The organism is Candidatus Cardinium hertigii (assembly GCF_003788695.1).
In genome coordinates this window covers 150,359-172,517 of the sequence record NZ_RARA01000025.1, presented here as the reverse complement: position 1 = coordinate 172,517, position 22,159 = coordinate 150,359, and the positions used below count along the sequence as shown (strand labels likewise).

Below are 22,159 nucleotides of genomic sequence, written 5' to 3'. Positions count from 1 at the left end.
ATCAACCAAGATGCTAATGTCTTTCCCAAACGAGAGCCTACGCCATCTACTGCTGCTTTTCCACGAACTTTAGTCTCTTCATCTAATGGAACATACACAGCCTCTTTGGTTGGATCAAAAAGAACATATTTAACCCCCTTAATCAAGACTACATTATAAATGCCTACTATAACAGACATATGTAAAGCGGTCATATTAAAATTTGTCAAAAAACCCTCTAAAACATTACCAAAACGCAGGAAAGTAAAAAATAAAACCGTCATTACCAATGCCGTAACAGGTGTAGCAGATGCGGCAAATGACCATCCTCTCTTCAGAATAGGTGTAGCAAAACATAATGCAACTAAAATAGACACAAAGCCTGATGCAATTTGTTGCTGACCATAAAGTCCTGCATAAATCGTTGCATCACCCGTTAGGTTCACATATTGCTGCATTTGCGTTTTGTGTACGCCCTCAAAAAGGGCAATAACCAATCCATAACCTAACACCAATATAGAAATAAACATTAGGTACTTAGACCGAGCTAAAAACTTAATAGATTCCATAAAGGGTAATTTAACTTTAACCTTTTTAACCTTTTTTTCAATCTGATAATAGGATGGATTGGCCCTTATATCTGCAGTAAACAAGTTATATGTTACCAGTATCAAAATAATGGCAATAATGACATACATAAGACCTTGATCAAAATTTGTACGGATACGCTCTAGTTTAAGGGTATAGCCAGCCGCAATGCTACCAAGGGCAGCAAACATACCTAAAAAGCTATAAAAACGTTTGGCCTCACTTACAGCGGTAATCTCATTTACAAAAGTCCAAAATACGACACTTATTGCAAAGGTCCCCCACGCTTCAGCATGGATATAGAAAAGAGAAATGGGCCAAACGCCAAGAATCTCCCATAACCCTGTAAGAAGTGGCCATTTTGCTATAAGTGTTTTAGACAAACGCGTTAGCTGCAAAACTTCTTTTTGCGGAAATAAAAAAACAAATGCAAGGATAAAAAAAGCTAAAAAGTAGATCATAACTGCATTGAATCGGCCATCTCTTCCGGTAGAACGGCTAACTTTTCCATAAAGAATCGTAAAAAAAATCATACTGGGTGTAATAGCGAAACCTTTTAGCCAATAAATGGCCGCAGTACTAACTTCTTTAAGCATATTCATATCCTTCAAGGAACGTGTAAGTGCATAACAGAAAGAGATTAGAATAAATATTAAAGCCGTCGGTAAAAATTTACGTAGCTCATGTTTGTGTATGGGGAATATCAACCCACGTATGGTACCAAACTCTTGTTTTGTATGTATTGGCATTGTGTTTTTAAATTTAGTTAAAAAATAAAGTGTAAGGCAAGACTGCTTGGTAAATCATATTTTATGAGTTATATACTTTGCAGTGCCTCTTAATTTAGTAGAAAAGTTAATGGTATCAAGCTCTTATCATAGTTCTGTATTTAGGGTTAAATAGTTGGATATGCTTTCAGAAGTAGTTTGTATGGCCTGATCACCTCTTGCCCAATTAGCTGGACAAACTTCTCCGTATTGGATTACATGTTGCCACATATCCACTACACGTAATATTTCTTTGATATTTCTGCCTAACGGTAAGTCATTAATAGAAACATAACGTACGATACCTTCTTTATCAATTAAAAAAGTTCCACGATAAGCTATGGGAAGTCCAGAACAAACCAATTGATTATGGTCATTATAGCTCCAACTACCGCCTAAGACACCATAATTAGAGGCAATGGTCTTGCTCGTATCAGCAACCAATGGATAGGTTACGCCGGCAATACCTCCTTTGGTCTTAGGTGTGTTCAGCCAGGCACAATGGGTTTCTTCCGTGTCGGTAGAGCAGCCAACTAACGCTACATTTCGTTCTATGAATTGGGATAAATATTGCTGAAAGGATAGTAACTCAGTAGGGCAGATAAAAGTAAAATCTTTAGGATAAAAGAAGAAAATAACCTCTTGCTTTCCTAAAAACTGCTTCAATGAAAAGTCAACTACAACAGTCCCACCATTGATGACGGCTGCTGCTTTAAAAATAGGAGCCTGGCTCCCTAATAAACTCACGGTTGTATACAATTAATAAAAAAATGTAAATAGACTCCCCGTCCCCATTACTTCTAAACTAAATTTTCCCATGTACAGTACAGCACAATGCAAATCTATACTTTTTTTTAATAAATCCTACATTTTGCACTCAAAAATCACTTTTTGTTACGGTATACACTTTACAAATGGTACAGGATATATGCAGCACGCACCTGTTCAGTGCCACACCATATCCTAAAATGGAAGATCATCTTCCGCATCAGTAAAAGATGTAGCAGTTCCTTCGTGCATTTGATGGCCTTTTTCTAAACGCCATGCTTGCAAAGAATTAAAGTATTTCACAACCCCTTCTCGATTGGTCCATTTTCTTCCACGTAAATTAAAATGTATAGTTACTTCCTCGCCCTCCTTAAACCCATCTAATAGATCACATTTATCCTGAATTAACTCAAAGGAAACGTATTCTGGATATTGTGGATTTTCTGCGTATTCTGCAACAAAAGTTCTTTTTTTAAATGAATCAGATATTTGTTGTGAGGGAGTTATTTCAAATAATTTTCCAGTTATATTCATTATAATGTTTGTTAGAGTGGTTTAAAATTATTAACTAAAATATTATACACGGATGTTACGCAACAACCATGCGTCGCGCTCTTATTAAACCCTTATTTATTATAAAATTATACAAATAAAAATTTTTTTGCATCCATTCTCGTATTTTGATTTTTTACACACTTTTTGATCAAGCCAAACGTGTGTACAAGATAAAAAATATGCATAACATTTTACAGTTTCTGAATCTTATATCATGGCACGAAGATGCATAAATTACTTTATAAGTGCTAATCATGCTAATCAAATTAGGTCTCAAAAGTTGAAAAGTTTGGGTGTTAAATAAAGCTACCCGCGTAACATCAGTATAAAGCTACGTGTGTAACATCCGTTATGGCCCTAAAATAGTACTTTTTCTCAAATATAGATGCCAAGTCCATCTACTTGTAGCACATTTCTGCTGTCCTAATTATTTTTGAATTTGACAAATACAAAAGTACCCAAAAATAATAGACCTGCTGTTGTAACCATAGCAGCTGCCATAGAGCTATTAAACAAGAGGCTCATGTAATACCCACCAATAGAGGTTAGTATAGCAAAGATGATATTATAAAATAAGAGATGTTTAAGACATTTTGTGATTAAATACATACTTGCAGTGGGAACAATTAAAAGGGCAACTACTAAAATAGCCCCCGCTACTTCAAAGGCAGCAACGGTTGTCAAAGCCGTTACAGCCATTAAAATATAGTGCCAATAGGTGGTATTTACCCCAATACTTTTCGCAAATTGTGGATCAAAAGTACTCACAAACAGATGTTTATAACCAATTATAAGAAAAGTCATATTACAAACTAAAACCATTAGTAAAATGTAAAATGCTTTAGGACCTAAGTGTATCCCACTGGCCGTTTGGCAAATATCTAATGGAACAGTTGCCAGTTCACCATAAAGACTACATTCTGGGTCTAGGTCTATTTTCCTACTAAAAAAAGAGATTAAAATGACCCCTAAGGCAAAGAGAAAGGTGAAATTTATGCCTATGGCAGCATCTATCTGTATCCTTATTTTTTTTTCTAGCAGCGATACAAGAAAAGTAACGAGCAGGCCCATCAGGCCTGCTCCCACCACTATCACTGGAGAATTTTTAGATCCCGTGCTAAGGACACCTAATACAATACCTGGAAGCATTGCATGGGCAATCGCATCTCCCATCATGGCTATTTTTCTTAATACCAAATAGATACCGATTAAAGCACAATTTATACTGGCGAGTGCAGCAACCATAATCGTCCACAGCGCCTCTATGGCTATCATTTTACTGCTAAGGCCTTGCTTAATACGTCACATAGCTCCGGCCAGCTATAGCTATTTTGTACACCCGTTTGCATTGCTTTGAGCGCATAGCTATTGGTAGATCGTTCTGTTTGTCCTATCATAATTACAAAAGGAATATTTTTTTTATTGGCATAGGATAATTGTTTATGTATTTTTACCGGATTAGGGTAAATTTCTGTTTTAAACCCATTCGAACGCAACTGATTCAATATATTAAGAAGCTGGGGTTCTGCTTTTTTTTCTAAATTGGCTAATAATACCTCTGTTGTATAGTTAACTACTGAACCAAAGAGATGCTGCTCTTCCATAATATCATAGAGCCTATCTATACCAAAAGAGAATCCGACGCCAAACAATCCGGTTGTTCCAAAAAAATCTCCAAGATGATCATATCTACCGCCTCCCCCCAGGCTACCTATGGGCGTGTGTGCTACAGCTGCTTCGATGACAAGACCTGTGTAATAAGCTAACCCCCTTGCTAACGTTGGGGCAACCAAACATACCGCCTCTGGAAGCCCAAGACAATGAGCATTTTCCATTATTTGAGTTAATTCTGCTATTGCCTTTGAACCTTTATCTGTATGGCCAATGGCCGCATTCATTTGCGCTAAAAGTTGACCATTATCTCCTTTAAAATTAACAAAAGAGGAAAGAAATGCAATGGTTCTCTCACTAAATCCCTCTTTCTGTAAGGCAGCAGTAACTTTTTCCAATCCAATTTTTTCTAGCTTATCTACAATAATGCAAAATATCTTTTCTTTTTCACTCTGTTCTTCGGCATCAGCAATAGCGCTAAGCACGCCCCTATGGTTGATTTTTATGCAAAAGTTTCGTATCTGTAGGGCTGACAATACCTCATAAATAAGTTTTAAAATTTCTGCTTCACAGCATAGAGAGGTACTGCCAATAATATCGGCATCACACTGTAAAAATTCCCTATAACGTCCTCTTTGGGGTCTATCTGCACGCCATACAGGTTGCATTTGATAGCGTCTATATGGAAAAAGCATCTGACGGTGATTGGCTGAAATATAGCGTATCAAAGGAACAGTTAAATCGTATCGCAGTCCTTTATCACTGATGAGGGGCTTTATTTTTTTGTAGTTCTCAAAACGCATTTCTGAAGCTATTTCTTCTAAAAAATTACCAGATTTGAGTATGTTAAAAATTAATTGCTCTCCTTCTTCGCCATATTTACCTGTAAGGGTAGTACGATTTTCTAGAGCAGGGGTTTCTAGTGGTTCAAAACCATATAGTGCATAAAGGGATTGAATCGTTGAAAGAATATAATTGCGTCGGTACACTCGAAGTGAACTGTAGTCACGCATACCTTTTACAAGGGTGGGTAGTATGGTCATCTACTTTTGCTAATGCCTGAAATGCAAAGTTTTAATATTGATAAATATACACTATCATCGGATCATTCACAATGATAGGATTTTCCCTTAAGGAGTGCATCAGTCAGATGGGATGATCTATGATGCGTTTGTAACTTAAAAAATTGTTCATAGCAAATATAAAAATAAATATAACATAAGATGCAGCGTCATCGCAGGTATTGTGCATTTGAAATGTAGATTTGCTAAATAAGCCAACCAAACAAATAGATAGCAACCTACATATCAGGCTTAATAGCCTGAAAATAAATAATAGCGCATTTTGCAGAGGGTCTAATACAAATAGGCTAAAAATAAAAAAGCATATCATACACATGAAAGTATTTATCATTGGACTATTAGATTGTCTTTTTCCTCCCCTATGCGTAGGGTGTACCCATAGGTTAGTTCAGGGAGAAACGTTGATTTGTACTATTTGTTTCAGTACATTTCCTGAAACAAATTCCCATATGGTAGTAGACCATGCCATTACCGATCGTTTTATAGGGAAAGCTGCTATAACCTATGGACTTGCGCTTTATAAATTAAAAAAACAGAGCCTCCTCGAGCAAGTGCTCTTTGCCATGAAATATAAGAATCAGCCCAAAATTGGAGAGCTATTGGGGCACTGCTATGGCAATAGCTTGTCGAAATATCCATCTATTGTTAAAACAATAGATGCTATTGTACCTGTTCCACTGCATCATAAAAGATTACAAGAACGAGGTTATAACCAAAGCGATTTTTTTGCAAAAGGGCTTTCAGTGTCACTGCAAATTCCCTTCTACCCAACCTGTATAGAGCGGACCCGAAATACCCCCTCTCAAATACATAAAAGTAAAGAAGAACGTATGGTAAATGTCAAAGACGCCTTCAAGGTAACACAGTCAAATTTACTTACTGACAAACACCTGTTATTGGTAGATGATATCCTTACTACAGGAGCTACATTAATCGCTTGTACAAAAGCGCTGCTAGCCAAAGGAGCTGGACAAGTTAGTATTGCCACCATAGCTGTGGTAGAAGAAGCATAATAAAAAGTTGGCACAATTCATGCATTTCTTAAGTAGTAAAAAGCCCCCATAAGCCTTTTTGTAAAAAGCTGGTAATATTTAAAATTATTGGTACTAGATGCGCATAATTATATTTTTTAACTTTAATTTGAATTAAAAATGAACGAAAAAGGAACCATATCCGTACATACCGAGAATATTTTCCCCATTATCAAAAAATTTCTTTACTCCGATCAAGATATTTTTTTAAGGGAATTAGTAGCTAATGGAGTAGATGCCATCCAAAAACTTAAAAAACTAGGTTCTATGGGTCTTTATGAGGGGTCTACTGACAAATTGGTAGTAGAAGTACTGCTCGATGAGACGCATAAAACCATTACCATTAAAGATGATGGACTGGGTATGACGGCTGATGAAATTAAGCAATATATCAATCAAATTGCTTTTTCTGGTGCTACTGAATTTGTAGAAAAATATAAAGAACAGGTTGAGCAACATCAACTCATTGGTTGTTTTGGTTTAGGCTTTTATTCAGCCTTTATGGTAGCTAAAAAAGTTGAAATTATTACCAAATCTTACCAAGCAGCTGCCCAAGCAGTCCATTGGTCTTGCGATGGAAGCACTGATTTTGAACTAAATCCTGTTGAAAAAAATGTAATAGGAACAGAAATTATTTTACATCTTTCCGAGGATGCCGAAGAATTTTTGAAAAAAGAACGTATTCAATCCATTTTAAATAAGCACTGTCGTTTTTTGCCGGTAGAGATTTTATTTGATGGAAAAGTTATCAATAATACGACACCTCTATGGATAAAAATTCCAGCAGATCTAAAGCCTGAAGATTACCTTACATTTTATAAAGAACTCTATCCCTTTGCAGCAGATCCTCTATTCTGGGTTCATCTAAATATTGACTATCCATTTACACTAACGGGAATACTCTATTTTCCTAAAGCTGCAAACTATTTTGAGCAAAAAGAAACTATCCAGCTTTACGCACGGCAAGTGTTTATTACCAATGATGTCAAAGAAGTTATTCCAGAATTTTTACGTTTGTTGCACGGGGTAATTGATTCACCTGACATACCCCTGAATGTATCCAGAAATGCCTTGCAATCAGACAGTAATGTAAAAAAAATTAATATTTATATTGCTAAAAAAGTAGCAGAAAAACTAGAAACACTTTTTCAACAAGATCGTCAAGCTTATGAAGCTAAATGGAATGATATTTCCCTTTTCATCAAGTATGGTATGATGACAGATGACAAATTTGACGAAAAAATTAGAGAAATTGTACTGTTGCAAAACCTATCGGGCCACTACTATACCATAGCAGCGTATAAAAATAAAGTATCTGAGAATCAAACAGACAAGGAAGGGAATGTAGTTTTTCTTTATACCACAGATCCCCAAAAACAGGCTGTTTATATACAATCGATACAACAAAAGGGCTATGATGTATTGGTTCTTAATAGCCAGATTGACACCAACTTTATTAATTTCGGTGAGTTTAAATTTGATAAAATCAAATTTAAAGGTGTTGATACCGATACCATTGGTAATCTCATTGAAAAAGAAGAAACAGTAGCACTTGAACTTACAGAAGCAGAAAAAGAAGAACTAAAGTCGATTTACGAAAAAACTATTGACGTTGCACAAACTACCTGGAATGTGGTTGCTATGTTGCCCGAAGAACTACCTGTAACCTGTATCACTCCTGAGTTTTCGAAGCGGATGGAGAGATTTACACAAGAAAGTGCTCCTGGAAATAAGCCTTTTCGTTCCATCCATTTAGCCATTAATGGCAACCATCTTTTGGCTAAAAAGATACTTTATACTACTGATAAAGAAAGACAAAAAGAATTGGTAACGCATTCCTATCAACTGGCCCTACTGGCACAAGGTCTTTTAGAAGGAGAATCGTTAGCTGCGTTTATAAAAAGCTATATGAATCAATTATTGGATAAGTAAAATAAACGAGCTATATAAACGAGCGCTTCTATTCAAAATGAGAAGTTTTTGTATCCGTTCAGTGGTGAGCGATAATTCCCAAAACGTGCTGGTAAATCTCTCCAGGGTATGTCAGTTCTATAACGATATAAAATTGCTTCAACAAATAAACGATTGGCCTATGCGTATTTTTATTTTTTTTCACGTTCGTATTTAAAAATAGCGCAATAATGTAAATTTATAAAAAACGCGCCTTGAACAAAGCTGTGACTAGAAAATTCCAGGCTGCAAGGTAGTAGAAAATCAGCCTGTTTGAGCCCAAGGCCGCAGGCATGGGCGAGTTCTGATTTTCAGCTTTCAGACTGGAATTTTCAACAGCTTTGTTCACCAGCGCTTGATTTTTTTTGGCTACTTTTTTTGATCAAGCAAAAAAAGTAGCTTTAAAAGAAGTAGTTTTTAAAAAAAAAGTGTTAACTTAACATTAACAAGCCAGTACGGCTAGTTCCTGCCGAATCCTCCAGGTCTGGAAGGAAGCAAAGGTAAGGTGGTTGTAGCAGCGCGATACTTGGCTTGTTATTTTTAATATTTCCTTTCTTCTTATATAGGGAATCATGTCCATTTGCGAGTGTGCCCCAGCTATTGATTATTTAGGCATAGGCAATATATTGTTAAATATTTTGAAAAATATTTAATATGCAATGCATGATAGGACTTACGTGAAAGGTTAGGTAAATAGGTTAACCTTAGGTAAATAGGTTAATCTAAAGTGTCAATGTGGTTCTATCCGAAATAGTCTAGCTCTTTACAGAATTCCTGATGTGCAGGAATATGTTCCATTACTTTAAATTGATGGGTAGTGTGGTCCAATTGCCAACAAAAATGCATTATACCATTTGTTACTAATAAAATATCTACAGAAAGTTGTCTATGGTATTGCATAATTTGCCCCAAAGTTGCCTCTGTCAGCGTTAGATGATATGCTTTACATTCTACAATCATTTTAGCTATCCCTAATCTATCGCATAGTACTATATCGGGTCTATAATTTCCCATTGTTCCATTTATTTTTTTCTCCGAACGGATCAATCCCTTGGGATAAGCAAGATGGTGAATCAAATAATTGATCATATGCTGACGTACCCATTCTTCTGGTGTTAGCAATAGATATTTTTTACGTATTAGATCTAAAATATAGGTTTTGTTTAATTTCTGCTTCGATTTATAATCGAAAGCAGGTAGCATAAGTGGTATCATACAAAATAGATTCATCTATTTTGTATGAATGTACGATAACACCAAGAAAGTGCAAAAGAACAATAGGCTATAAGAGACATAATCAACACAATCCAAGGTCCAGTAGGCATCGAAGGCACAATATAGGATATAAACGTTCCTGTAAGGGAAGAAAAAAGGGAGATGAGAATAGAAAAAAGCATGATGTAAGCGATCTTAGCCGTCCAAAATCTTGCTGTAGTAGCCGGCGTAATGAGCATGGCGCTCATCAAAATCACACCTACTGCTCTTATACCCACTACAATGGCAAGTACCAATAAACTTGTAAATATAAAATCCATTTTTTGAACAGGCATACCTATGGATTTTGCAAAAAGTCGATCAAATGCAATGACCATAAATTCCTTAAAGAATAGTAATAGCGTTACAATAATCATTAAACTCAATAACAGCAATAAGTTAATATCTTCTCGTAATAGGGTTGCTGCACTGCCCAATAAAAATGATTTTAGCCCTCCCTGGCTAGCCTGACCACTATGTTGCAAAATAGATAATAAAAAACTGCCAAATCCAAAAGATAGAGAAGCAATAATAGCAATGGCAGTATCTTGTTTTATTTTCGATTGAGTGGTTATGGTATTGATCGCTATGGATGCCAACCAACCCGTAATAAACGCACCTATAATCAGCCAAACAGAGTTTTTTTCTCCTGTTAAAAAAAAAGCCAAACAGGTCCCAGGTAGTACTGCATGGGAAATAGCATCTGTAATTAATGTTTTCCTTTTTAAAAGGGCAAATATGCCAATCATAGAACTACTGGTACTCAACAAAATAGTTCCTAGCAGTACGTTTCGTACATTTGGATCTAATAAAGAAATAAAATTTTGAATAGCGCTCATGATTTAATAAATGCTATTTCCATATGTTGTGTATAATTGCATAAGCTTGGATGCAATATACTTAATTTTGAGTTAAACTTTATTTTTTAATAGATACTGGATTTAATTTGTATTTTTAATGGTACAATCAGCCAGTTTTTTTGCACATGTAAGTATTAAAATAATCTATATATGAAAAATATAGCAAAAAGCCAACCTGAAGCACAGGCTAGGCCATTTATTCTAGTTATCGAAGGTATAGATTTTTCTGGCAAAACGACTTTAGCTCATCACATTCAAGGTACTTTATTGAACCAAGGTTATCGTGTAAAGCTTTTGCACGATCCGAAAGGAAGTAAAAATGCGCAAGTAATTTGGGAAACGATCTTAGCGGTTCAAGAGATGGGAGCAAATCCCACTACAGAATTTTTTCTATTTTTGGCTGCACGCAATGAGCTCATCCATCAAGAGGCACTGGTAGATGATGTACATGTTATCGTCTTTGATCGATTTATTTTTTCTACTATAGCCTACCAATTAACAGATAAACCCCAGTCCTGGGAACCTTTTTTATCTACTCATCGTTTTTTTTCTGGGTTAATGCCAGATCTATGTATCTATTGCGACCTGGATTTTAATACTTTTCAATTGCGTAACCAGGCCAGAAGCAAACAGGACCTATTCGATCAAATGTCCAAAAATCGTTTTAAAGCCATTCAATTAGCTTATGAAAAAGCACTACAATTGCATGTATGCCCCTTTCTTCGAGTGCATCATCTAGAGCAAGATGATTTTTTGGAATTAATGAAAAATATTACAGATCGTATTTCCAACCAATCATCGCATGTATAGTAACCACTTTTCTCTTACATTTTTTTTCTTTTAAATTTTGCTAAATTCATAAAAAAGCAGTTGTCACCTTCTTTTTGTGTTAGGCAACCTATTTATGTCCCATTTCAAATTCTTTCCATTATGACCCATGTATCTACGCATTCCCGCATCCGAACGGGAACCGATGACTTTAAAACCCTATTGTTGCATAGTGATGTATTTGTAGATAAAAGCTTAATGATTCAAGCATTATTGGAAGAAAGCAGCGAGGTAATACTGATTACCCGTCCCAGACGTTGGGGTAAGAGCTTGAACATGGATATGCTGCGCAAGTTTTTTGAGATTGAAGTAGACCAAGAAGGTAATAAACTAGCAGAAGAAGCACGCACAAATTATTTGCTTTTTAAGGGAGGTAGTATAGATATAGGATTTAACGAAACTAAAGTACTCTACCCTTTAAAAATTACCAGCTATCCCCATGCTATGAAACGCCAGGGGCAATTTCCAGTTATCTTGCTTAACCTGAAAGATGTTAAAGGAAGCAGTTATCAAGAAATTGAAGAAGGAATTAAAGATCAAATTATAACATTATTTTCCTGCCATCGTTATCTAAGCGTACATCTAGCAGCATCAGGGAGATTACTGGATAATGCTCAAAAAGAGAAATTACAGTGCTATTTGGATGGGAAACTCTATAAAAATGATTTAAAACAAGGGTTGCGTTTTTTAAGTGAACTGCTCTACAAACATTTTAACCAAAAGGTCTATATTCTGATTGATGAATACGATACCCCTATCAACAGTTCATATATTAAATTTGGTAATCAAAATGAATCCTTTGAAGAAGTTTTAGAACTATTCCGTGGGATTTTTGGTAGTGCCTTAAAAAGCAATCCCTATTTAGAAAAAGGCGTTATCACAGGTATATTACGCATAGCCAAAGCCAATCTCTTTTCAGACCTCAATAATGTACGGGAATATACGCTGTTGGATAAAAACTTTACACAATTTTATGGTTTTACGCAAAGCGAAGTAGATGATTTGCTTAGTAAGGTGCCTACCCAAACAGAACCAGCAAAAATCAAGGATTGGTATAATGGCTATACTTTTGGGGGTGAGTTAATTTACAACCCTTGGTCTATGATGCAATGTCTAGCTAGTGAAGGCCTGCTTGACTACTATTGGTTAGACAGCGGTGGTACCGGTTTAGTAGATAAAGCATTGCTAACAGATTCTATACAATCAGATATACAAACTTTATTATCCGGAAAGGGATTGATTAGGAAATTATACAAACAGCTTTCCTTAGAAAAATTAACAGAGAATAAAGATCTGTTTTATAGTTTGCTGGTTTTTTCTGGCTACTTAAATCCTATGCTGGTAAATGATGACCCGGAAGATCTAAAATATATATTAACGATTCCCAATAGAGAAGTACGGGGCATTTATGTAGAAAGGATTATTGATTGGGTGGGTAAGCAGTTACGTATAGCGCCTAGTGCATATCGTGATTTTATAGGGTTATTGTTAAACCAACAACTGGAACCATTTGTAGCGCAGCTAAGAAACTATTTGTTAAACGCTACGAGCTACCATGATTTAAGCCAAGAAAAAGATTATCATAATTTAATAGGCGGTTTGTTGGCTCCTTTATCAAATCGTTATCATATCACTTCTAACCAAGAAACGGGTTATGGTAGATGTGATCACTTGCTCTTTCCTAAAGTAGGCTATGGAGACTGGGCCATGGTTATTGAGCACAAATTAGCTACATCATCTAATGATTTAGCAGCTACCGCTCAGGCAGGTTTGGAACAAATTATTACCAAAAAATATGATGCGCATCTCACAACCTATGCGCATATAAAAAAGATTAGTTGTATGGCATTAGCTTTTTATGGTAAAGAAGTTGCTTTGGCCTATCAAGTGGAGGAGCTAAGTGGTGCAAGGTAGAAATTCCTTATCAGGAACGTAAACGTATCCGTCCACTTGCGTGGTAGCCATATTTTATAGATTATAGCAAATGGCTAATATTTAATAATTGATGATTTTATCCATTTTTTTTAAACTACTTCTTTTTTTTAAAAAAAACTACTACTTTTAAAGCTACTTTTTTTGCTTGATCAAAAAAAGTAGCCAAAAAAAATCAAGCGCTGGTGAACAAAGCTGTTGAAAACTTCAGCCTGAAAGCTGAAAATCAAAACTCGCCCAGGCTTGCAGCCTTGGGCTCAAACAAGTTGATTTTCTAATAGCTTTCAGACTGAGGTTTTCTAGTCACAGCTTTGTTCAAGGCGCGTTTTTTATGACCTTGCATTATTGCGCTTTGCTAATGGGTACGAACAGGGATATGCAGGCCATACTACTGAACGGATACTTTAAAAATACGAATACGTAATACGTATAGGCCACACCACTGAACGGATACAAAAATATACTGTCGGTCTGTTGCAACGGCCTCCTAATGATATAAACTCCCCTAGATATTATTTTTTTGTTTCATTAGTATCGTTTAAAAATATTAATGGCATCAATTCCTTACATCTCCTTTTTATGTCATCAATATGTTTTGCATGGATGCGGTCATAACGGAAAGAGTGAGATGGCATGAACATGTTTTGTATTAGTTGTAATACTTCTACAGCTTCTATAGCTTCTATAATCATGCCTTGATCTTTACTAATTATGCCTGAAGCAGGATTATACTTTAATTTTTTTATCAAATCATCAATTTTGATCTGATTATTAGGATTAGAAAGCATAACCTGTATAAGCAATATCAATAATAACGTTGATGGCCTTTCTATACATTGATTATGGATATGACTAGAGTAGCACTTACCAATGGTGTCTAACATTGCCTTATGTTGGTGCATCTTTTTACGTATTTTTGCTATTTTTTCAAAAGTTTGAGGATTATTAATATACAGTATATTGTCCGGGTTTTGTATCCATTTTTGCATTGCGTCTGCTTCGAAACTAGTACTAGGTACGGTAATTAGCTCTGTTAACGGTATTGACGTAATGTTCACTCCCTGATCCATATTAACTCGTAAAGCATTTAAAACATACTCCTTATATTTTTGTAATAGGTCACTTCTCCCAAATTTCGTAATCTTCTCATCAACTTCACGCATGAGGTCATTTTGTGTGATCAATAATTCTGCTATAAATAACTTAAGATCAGCATCAGCAGCAACTTTCTTTTGTAGGGTTAATAAATCCTGTATCATTGGTCTTATACCAGGAGAAGAAATAGAAATTTCCATCGTTTTTACAGCTTGTACAACCTGGTTAACCTCTAAAGATGAGGTCGTGTTATTATTACTTTGCAAGTTTATTCCCGAAGATGAAGCTTCATCTTTAGGCTCTTGTTTGATTTCTTCTTTTTTAGATAAGCCGTCTTTACCAGATAAGAAACCTCGTTTCAAATCCATATTTAACGTATTGGTAGATTTGCCACATCCAGTTAATGCTGTACAAAGTAATACCAAGGAACCATGTAATACCAAGGAACCATAAAGATTTTTATTATTCTCCTTCAAGGAGAATTTGAATTTATTTTTCATAGCTATACTTAATTTTATAGATTAAAAGATTATATAAATTTACATCTAAATAATTAAATTAAAAACATTTCTGCTACGAAAGTGAACGTATACGGGCAATTTACGCTCGAATTCACATTAACCTAATGACAATCCACCCATGTTTAGCTCATCTACGGATAGCGGATTGGATGCATTTAGCATTTTCTCTATAGCTGGTTTTATGCTTTTTTCATAGACTTTTTCAGAATAAAGTATATACCTTTTTTTAGGAATGGGTACGGACCAGTAATTTTTAACCATTACGTTTCCAAGTACAATATAATTGTCTGCATGGATTACATCTTTATACAAATGCATTTCAGTCTTACTCTGACCAGGTAGCGGTATCAGCAAGACTTCTTCTTCGCTTTGACCATCTACAAGGCCAGTAAGGTCTTCTAAGCTACTGCCTCTATGCAATTGGCTCCTTGTAGGTATCAAACCATCGTGTAATTCATTTGCATCGCCAGTCAAAAACTGTGCATAACTGCGATTTAATCTTCTCATGGCTTGACGATCTTCCGGAGATAACGTTTGTTCATCAAGCTCAGCTACCTTTACAAAATCATCTTGATGACTTGCAACAATTACATCATGCCTATTGTGCGCATCATCACGTAAGACTTTCCTGCAAGTTTGTATATCAGGGCTAGTGGGATGCATAGCATCTAAGCCGGCTGTTTTGTTTACATCAAGGAATTTTGCAATCTTTTTACCAAAGTTTAATACTGTAACCATGGCATCCATACTAATTCGAAGTGTAGCAGGATCTATACCCATAAGTCCCAAGCCCTCAGCACCATTATTAATGAATGTGTGCACATCTCCATATGTACGCTCAAATACAGAAGTCCCCGTTAAAGGCGAACCAAGTAGCACCATTCCTTTAATATTTAATTTTTTACCAAAATTATCGTATAGATTACAAGCAACAAGCGCTCCTTGGCTATTGGCGATGACTATTAACGGAAATTTTTCTAGATCTTTACCATGCTTAGTTAAGCAATCTTTTATTTCATCGAATACGTTTTTTGCCTGGGTACCTATTTTTTCTTTTATAGAGCGGAATTCTTCTCTGCAGGTGGGCTTTATAATGAGTAGTTTTTTTGCCTTAAAATCCCTTAAAAGTTTTTGTTCAATAGGATCAAATGCATCTGCAGTGCCATTTAACCCATGCAACCATATGATGCCGCCAACAGCATCGTTGCTTGTCTCTGCATATTCACGCTTTACATGCTTGCTTTGTTGCACCATTTGTGATGAACTACCTGGTTTAAAACAGCTGTCTGGTTTATTGGATTGCATAGACAGGCTGCTTTTTGTGCAACCCATAAATACTAAAGCAGCTGTAACGGTAGTGATGATAACTGGCAAAATAAAATTTTTTTTGCGGTATTTACTTATATAACACATTGTATTTTATAATTTAAAATTGAAGATTTATTTCAACGTACACCCTGCACGCTAACCTTAGCGAAGGGTAGTTTAGAAAATTTAATTTTACAATGCAATGCATCAAAACATCTTTACTTTGTCTACTTCTGAGGACTTTACGAAAAGCAATCTCGTTCAATTTGCTTTTGCAAAAGGCCTACCTCATTAAAAACACCCTTGCCAGGCAAGTGAACGGACACCATGGCTAGCGTTCAATAATTAATTATTTTATCCAAAAGTATGTTCCTGACCATTCGTTACCTCCCTCCAAAAAACTCCTGCCAAGTAATTATCACATTATCTGCTGGGCCATTGGGCCATTTGTTGCCGTACTTTTGGTCAATTGTATGGAGCAGGTTTGTTAAAGAAATGGATTCGCTTAATTTATTTTTATTAGGACGTAAAATATAAACAGTTTTATCTTTTATTTTTGTAAATAAGTTATATGAATATGTGCCACCTCCTAATCGATTATCAACCTTAGCATCTTCTATCTCTCGACCAAATTGAAAAGTAGAAGTGATGCCGCTATTATTATACTTAGTTTCAAATGTGGCTGTATGTCCTTCTACAAGGAAAATATCTCCTGGCTCAATGGCCTCCCATGCTTTTTGGTTTTCACTAGTTTCTCTTTCTGAGCTTAAGTAATCAATTGCTTGATATCCAAATTTATTTTGTAGTTCCTTATTATAAAACGATTCCACCATTATAGCTGTATCAAGCTCACGCCCTATTCCTGATTTATCCTTAAAACTAAGATTAATTGCTTTTGCTACACTAGTAGAACACTCCTCAGCGGCAAATAAAAACTGATCGGGCAAATCACGATGGCCCCCATATTGGTAATCTCCAAAGAGAAACATGCCTTTTTCAGAAGCAAAAGGATAGGAATACTGGTGAATTTCATCTACTAGTTCAATGGGCAGTTTAAAAGTACTCTTGAGAAAGGGATAAAATGTAGCAGCTCCTGGCATGCTAATGGGTTCTTTTCCACACATAGTAGCAAGAGTAGCAAGTAACATAGAACTAACTGAAGAAACTTCATTACCATAAAATGCCTGTTCAATGGATACACCTAAAATTGGTAATGCATCTGAATCAATGTCATTGCGTAATTTTTTGTAGAAAAATCCTTGCATGATACGACCTATCAATCTGTCTAAGTCTCCTGCACATTTTTGCTGCTCTAGCCATGCACTGAGCTTCTCAAGCTGTACAGCTGTTTTATTGAATTTTATAGGGTATCCTATCTCACCAACCGAAACATTTTTTATGCATTCTTTTATTTTTTGACTAATTGATACATATATTTTAACCTTTTCAAGGAGCTTGTTGGTGAATGTTTGATGCGTTTCGTCATCATGTTGCTCATTAATATATTGCGTAATAATATTTTTTTGTTTATCCTGGCTACCTCTTATAGCCAATTGTTTGACCCTGATCTGTACTCCCATACCTAGATTTGAATTGGTATCGATGACTTCGTCTTCAGACATAGCTAACCTTTGCTGCTTACTACATGCTTGTGTAACAGTTGATATCCATAGGCATAACATGAAATGTATAGCCATATTTTTATTTTTTAAAACCATAGACCAGTTTATATTAAATGTAAGATATCCAATAAATAATGATGCAAACAACAGCGCCTTACCTACTATCCTATAATTATAATAATTGAGGATATAATAGGTTATATTACGTAACTATTTTATTTAAAGCAATGGAATAGAGTTGAAGGGCTTGTTTAGAAGTTTCACGCATTTTATATTTCTTGATTTTGCCAGTCGCTGTCATGGGGAATTCATTAGCTTCCTTGAAAAAGATGTATTTGGGAATTTTGAAGTGCGCAATCTTTCCCTGGCAATATGCTCGGATATCCTCTTCGGTTGTGGTTGTGCCCTGTTTCAATCTGATCCACGCACATACCACTTCACCAAAGCGTTCATCCGGTACACCAATGATTTGGACATCGTCTATATCAGGATGTTTATCTAGAAATTGCTCTACCTCAGTAGGATAAATATTCTCACCGCCCCGAACGATCATATCCTTTGACCTACCCACAATCGATACAGTCCCCTGCGCATGCATCACGCCAATGTCTCCTGTATGATACCATCGGTCTTCTGTGATTGCACTTTGTTCTATATCACCCCAGTAACCCTGCATTACTGAATAGCCACGCACCAAAACTTGGCCTTTTTCTCCTCGTTGCACAATCTTTCCCGCTTTGTCCACTATAGCAGCCTCAAGGTGGTCCATTATATGGCCGACATTTCGAATACGCTCTTCTGGAGGATCTTCACGTATAGACATGAAAGAAACAGGGCTGGTCTCCGTTGTTCCATAACATACTTGAAGGTCTCTCATGCCGAATTCATTGACCAGCTTTGTACAAAGCGTAACGGGGCATGGGGCACCAGCAATAATACCAGAAATAATGGAACTATAGTCATAAGTAGGATATTCCGCATGATTCATCATATCAATGAACATGGTTGGTGTACCATATACGGCTGTACATTTTTCCTCATCAATGGCTTGAAGAGCAGCTAAAGGCTCAAATGAAGGTGCTGGGAAAACACAGGTTTGAAAGTGGATCAATGCACTTAAACTGCCCATTACACATCCGAAACAGTGATAGAGCGGGTTAGGAATACAGATAATGCTGCGTTTCTCATGATATCCACTACGAAGCCCAACAAAATAGGCATTGTTCACAATATTATGATGGGTTAGAATGGCACCTTTAGGCTTTCCAGTAGTTCCGCTGGTATATTGGATATTAGCTGGGGCGTCAAAAAGGATATTTTGCTCGATTTGGGCCAGTTGCATTCGATTGCTATCGGTCCCCATTTGCATCACGTGGCTGTATGACCACGTTCCATTGAATACCCTATTTTCTGCATCGAATAGGATCAAATGTTGTAGTTGAGGGAAAATAGCGGTTTTCACCTGACCTTCTCCTCTGGGCGCATGTTCTAGCCCGGGGATTAAGGTACATAATATCTTATAGTATTCAGATCGCTTGAATGCTGGCGGAGCAATAAGCACTTTGATACCTACATTTGCCAATGCATAGGAAAGATCCTCCAATTGATACATTGGATTTACATTCACCAAAATAAGTCCAGCCAAGGCAGCCCCAAACTGAGTGGTTATCCATTCGTATGTATTAGGCGCCCAAATGCCCACTCGATCGCCCTGTTTCATACCCAAATGGATAAGACCTAAGGCGAGTTTTTCACTGTCTTCCAGCACCTCTTTATAAGTCTTTTGTATGCCTTCTCTCTTGAAGATTACAAATGTACGATCGGGAAACTTTGTAGCTGCCATCCGCATTCTTTGCCCAATGGTTTCGAAGAGAAGCGCAGTGGAGGTGCATCCATGCACATAGCTCTTCTTCATCTCTTTGTTTGTATCCCTATCAAGGTTAGCAAAAGCGTGCATAATGGTAGTACCGTACTTGCGATTTTTTGTTCATATTCTTAATAATATTTTTGATAATACAGGGCATTTTCCGGGCATTACAAGGCATTACAAAAATACTTTTAAACGATACAAAATACTTTTTAGATCATCTCATTAAAAATAATCAAAAATAAATTTATAGAAAATACCTTTTATAACCTAACAGATGTTACATACTGTTATTGTATTTTCATCTAAATAGCTAAATTAGGGTGTCCGTTCAGTGAAGTGACCTATGCGTATTTGTTCATATTTGTACCTAGCAATAGCGCAATAATGTAAGATCATAAAAACACAACTTGAACAAATACCCATTACATTCCTAGAGCTGAACTAGTTGAGTGCTATAGTAAGCTATTTGCGTAACATCAGTTATTTAAGGAAATTTATGCTATATTAAGGCTGTTGCAATAGAAACCAAAAAATTTATAAAAGAGGAAAATCTATACCCAAGCGTTACTTAAAAACCTAAAAAAGGACATAAACCTATTTTAGCGCTGTAAACTTATTAAAAACCTCTGAATTTATATAATACAATCGCTGCAATTTTCTATTGCAACGGTTTCATATTGTTTGGTTAATTTAACAAATGGCTTTAATACGTATGACAGAGACACCTTGGCTGTATCATTATCCTGCCTCAATGCCTTGTACAATTGATCCTTCTAGGTACAGCTCATTGATCCATTTTATGGAAGAGGCTTTTGCCAAATATCAAAATTTACCCATGTGTGAGAATATGGGTAAAGTGCTTACTTACGATACAGTCGATAAATTATCTAAATATTTTGCAGCTTATATTCAGCAACACACAAATTTAATAGCAGGGTCACATGTTGCCATTCAACTACCCAATCTATTGCAATATCCGATTGCCATACTGGGGCTGTTACGTGCTGGATGCATAGTGGTTAACATTAATCCACAGTACACCCCTGATGAAATGTCTTACCAGTTTAAGGACGCCAACGTACGCGCCATCATTGTATTAGAAAATTTTGCCCACAAATTAGTTGAAATATTACCAAATACATCTATTCAAACCATTATTATCACCAAGGTAGGTGATATGATCGGCTCCATAAAAGGAAGATTGCTTAATTTTACCATTAAACATATTAAAAAGCTGGTTCCTGCTTACAACTTACCACAGGCTATCGCTTTTAAGGAGGTCTTAACAAAAGGGCAACAAGCTCTTTTCCGTCCAGTTGCTTTACAATCTTCTGATACCGCTTTTTTACAGTATACTGGCGGAACTACGGGTATACCAAAAGGAGCTTTGATATCTCATGGCAACATTACGGCTAATTTACAACAATTAGAATCTAGTATGCAGCTTATATTAAAGGAAGGGATAGAACGAACCATTATTCCACTACCCCTTTACCATATTTTCGGATTGAGTAGTCTATTTGCAATGTTTAAAATGGGCGCAAAATGTTCGCTTATTACGAATCCTAGGGATATTCCAAGATTGGTAAAAGCATTACATAAAAATAAACCTACTTGTTTAATAGGGATTAATACACTGCTTGAAAAGCTATTAGCCAATGCACAATTCAGAAATTTAGATTTTTCTGCCTTAAAACTTACTTTTTCAGGTGGAATGAAAACACAAGAACATATTAAAAACCAGTGGGAATGCTTAACTGGTAGAAAACCTATGGAAGGTTACGGACTTACAGAAAGTTCTCCAGCCGTTTCCACTGATGTGGTCGATAGAAGGCATCAAATGCCGTTGCCCAGTACATGGGTAATTATAGTTAACGAACAAGGTAAAGTGGTCCCTTATGGAACAGCTGGAGAACTATTAATTAAAGGACCCCAGGTAATCCGAGCGTATTGGCAAAAGCCTTTGGAAACAGAACAGGCCTTTGTAAATGGCTGGTTTAAAACAGGAGACATTGCGATCATGGATGCAAATGGATGTATGGCTATTGTGGACCGAAAAAAAGATATGATTAATATTTCTGGCTTTAATGTATACCCGAATGAAATAGAACACGTCTTAATAGGTCATCCCAAAGTACTAGAAGTGGGCGCTATTGGGGTAAAAGACATTACACTTAAAGAAGCTATTAAGGTTTTTATTGTGAAAAAGGATGCAACGCTTACCGCTGAAGAAATTATAGCCTACTGCAGGCAAAAACTGGTTCGCTATAAAGTGCCTAAATATGTGGAATTCTGTAATAGTTTACCCAAATCGCCTATAGGGAAAGTGCTAAGAAAATTATTAAAGAAATAGTATCCGTTCAGCGGTGTCGCCTATGCGTATTTTTTCACGTTCGTATTTAGAAATAGCGCAATAATGTAAATTTATAAAAAATGCGCCTTGAAAAAACTGTGGAAAGAAAAGAAAGGAAAAAAATCAAAAGGAAATCACTTTGTCTGAGCTCCGTAGGAGCGAGATTTGATTTTCGGTTTTTTTCC

The 22,159-nt window shown here is 36.2% G+C and carries 17 protein-coding genes and 1 pseudogene (2 of these 18 cut by a window edge); 6 read left to right on the top strand and 12 right to left on the bottom strand.

The genetic code is table 11. The features are described from left to right. Positions 1-17 carry the 3' portion of an AAA family ATPase gene (locus tag EDM02_RS03885; protein ID WP_123663247.1) on the top strand. Its footprint begins 559 nt before the window's first position, so the window shows 17 of its 576 coding nt (coding positions 560-576); its start codon lies off the left edge, out of view; its stop codon occupies positions 15-17. Here the strand turns inward: EDM02_RS03885 and EDM02_RS03880 are convergent. The 5 genes from EDM02_RS03880 to hisS all read right to left on the bottom strand — a co-directional run. Beyond that, positions 1-1,316 carry the 5' portion of an NTP/NDP exchange transporter gene (locus EDM02_RS03880; RefSeq protein ID WP_260215044.1) on the bottom strand. It extends 25 nt beyond the left edge of the window, so 1,316 of the gene's 1,341 nt are visible here — the first part of the coding sequence; its start codon is at positions 1,314-1,316; its stop codon lies beyond the left edge, outside the window. The two genes, EDM02_RS03885 and EDM02_RS03880, sit on opposite strands and share 42 nt — an antisense overlap. Positions 1,317-1,442: 126 nt before the next feature. Next, a complete protein-coding gene (locus EDM02_RS03875) occupies positions 1,443-2,081 on the bottom strand; it encodes a peroxiredoxin (RefSeq protein ID WP_123663245.1) in 639 nt (212 codons plus the stop codon). 216 nt (positions 2,082-2,297) lie between these two features. After that, positions 2,298-2,636 carry a DUF3127 domain-containing protein gene (locus EDM02_RS03870; RefSeq protein WP_123663243.1) on the bottom strand — a complete coding sequence of 113 codons (339 nt, stop codon included), beginning with the start codon at positions 2,634-2,636 and terminating at the stop codon, positions 2,298-2,300. A gap of 444 nt (positions 2,637-3,080) precedes the next feature. Then, positions 3,081-3,932 (bottom strand): metal ABC transporter permease, encoded by an 852-nt coding sequence (locus EDM02_RS03865; protein ID WP_123663241.1) that lies wholly within the window; start codon positions 3,930-3,932, stop codon positions 3,081-3,083. After that, on the bottom strand, positions 3,929-5,311 hold the full coding sequence (gene hisS, locus EDM02_RS03860) for a histidine--tRNA ligase (protein WP_123663239.1): 1,383 nt from the start codon (positions 5,309-5,311) through the stop codon (positions 3,929-3,931). The genes EDM02_RS03865 and hisS overlap by 4 nt, the downstream gene beginning before the upstream one ends. 353 nt (positions 5,312-5,664) lie before the next feature. Here hisS and EDM02_RS03855 point away from each other — a divergent pair, with 353 nt between their 5' ends. Continuing rightward, positions 5,665-6,363: a ComF family protein gene (locus tag EDM02_RS03855; RefSeq protein WP_123663237.1), complete on the top strand. Its 699-nt coding sequence runs from the start codon at positions 5,665-5,667 to the stop codon at positions 6,361-6,363. Positions 6,364-6,501: 138 nt separating this feature from the next. Then, positions 6,502-8,313 (top strand): molecular chaperone HtpG, encoded by a 1,812-nt coding sequence (gene htpG / locus EDM02_RS03850; RefSeq protein ID WP_123663235.1) that lies wholly within the window; start codon positions 6,502-6,504, stop codon positions 8,311-8,313. A gap of 68 nt (positions 8,314-8,381) precedes the next feature. Here htpG and EDM02_RS03845 read toward each other — a convergent pair. The 3 genes and pseudogenes from EDM02_RS03845 to EDM02_RS03830 form a co-directional block, all read right to left on the bottom strand. Further along, positions 8,382-8,468 (bottom strand): annotated as a pseudogene (locus EDM02_RS03845) (transposase); the annotation flags it as partial. Between the two features lie 604 nt (positions 8,469-9,072). Continuing rightward, positions 9,073-9,546 (bottom strand): type I restriction enzyme HsdR N-terminal domain-containing protein, encoded by a 474-nt coding sequence (locus EDM02_RS03835; RefSeq protein WP_123663234.1) that lies wholly within the window; start codon positions 9,544-9,546, stop codon positions 9,073-9,075. Between the two features lie 11 nt (positions 9,547-9,557). Next, on the bottom strand, positions 9,558-10,424 hold the full coding sequence (locus EDM02_RS03830; RefSeq protein WP_123663232.1) for a metal ABC transporter permease: 867 nt from the start codon (positions 10,422-10,424) through the stop codon (positions 9,558-9,560). 171 nt (positions 10,425-10,595) lie between these two features. Between EDM02_RS03830 and tmk the strand changes: the two genes are divergently transcribed. Both tmk and EDM02_RS03820 read left to right on the top strand, forming a co-directional pair. Further along, entirely contained in the window at positions 10,596-11,255 is a 660-nt protein-coding gene (gene tmk, locus EDM02_RS03825; RefSeq protein ID WP_123663230.1) for a dTMP kinase, read from the top strand. Positions 11,256-11,375: 120 nt separating this feature from the next. Beyond that, a complete protein-coding gene (locus EDM02_RS03820) occupies positions 11,376-13,187 on the top strand; it encodes an AAA family ATPase (protein ID WP_123663228.1) in 1,812 nt (603 codons plus the stop codon). A 530-nt stretch (positions 13,188-13,717) separates the two neighbouring features. On the opposite strand, the gene EDM02_RS03815 is transcribed toward EDM02_RS03820, so the two are convergent. The 4 genes from EDM02_RS03815 to EDM02_RS03800 all read right to left on the bottom strand — a co-directional run bounded on the left by EDM02_RS03815 (position 13,718) and on the right by EDM02_RS03800 (position 19,708). Further along, on the bottom strand, positions 13,718-14,800 hold the full coding sequence (locus EDM02_RS03815; RefSeq protein WP_123663226.1) for a hypothetical protein: 1,083 nt from the start codon (positions 14,798-14,800) through the stop codon (positions 13,718-13,720). 117 nt (positions 14,801-14,917) lie between these two features. Further along, positions 14,918-16,126 (bottom strand): lipase family protein, encoded by a 1,209-nt coding sequence (locus EDM02_RS03810; protein ID WP_123663224.1) that lies wholly within the window; start codon positions 16,124-16,126, stop codon positions 14,918-14,920. Positions 16,127-16,512: 386 nt separating this feature from the next. Next, positions 16,513-17,826, bottom strand: coding sequence for an RP439 family protein (locus EDM02_RS03805; protein ID WP_123663222.1), 1,314 nt, complete (start codon positions 17,824-17,826; stop codon positions 16,513-16,515). A 127-nt stretch (positions 17,827-17,953) separates the two neighbouring features. Further along, positions 17,954-19,708, bottom strand: a complete 1,755-nt coding sequence (locus tag EDM02_RS03800; protein ID WP_123663220.1) for an AMP-binding protein — start codon at positions 19,706-19,708, stop codon at positions 17,954-17,956. 625 nt (positions 19,709-20,333) lie between these two features. Here EDM02_RS03800 and EDM02_RS03795 point away from each other — a divergent pair. Beyond that, positions 20,334-21,974 (top strand): AMP-binding protein, encoded by a 1,641-nt coding sequence (locus EDM02_RS03795; protein WP_123663218.1) that lies wholly within the window; start codon positions 20,334-20,336, stop codon positions 21,972-21,974. Positions 21,975-22,159: the final 185 nt, after the last annotated feature.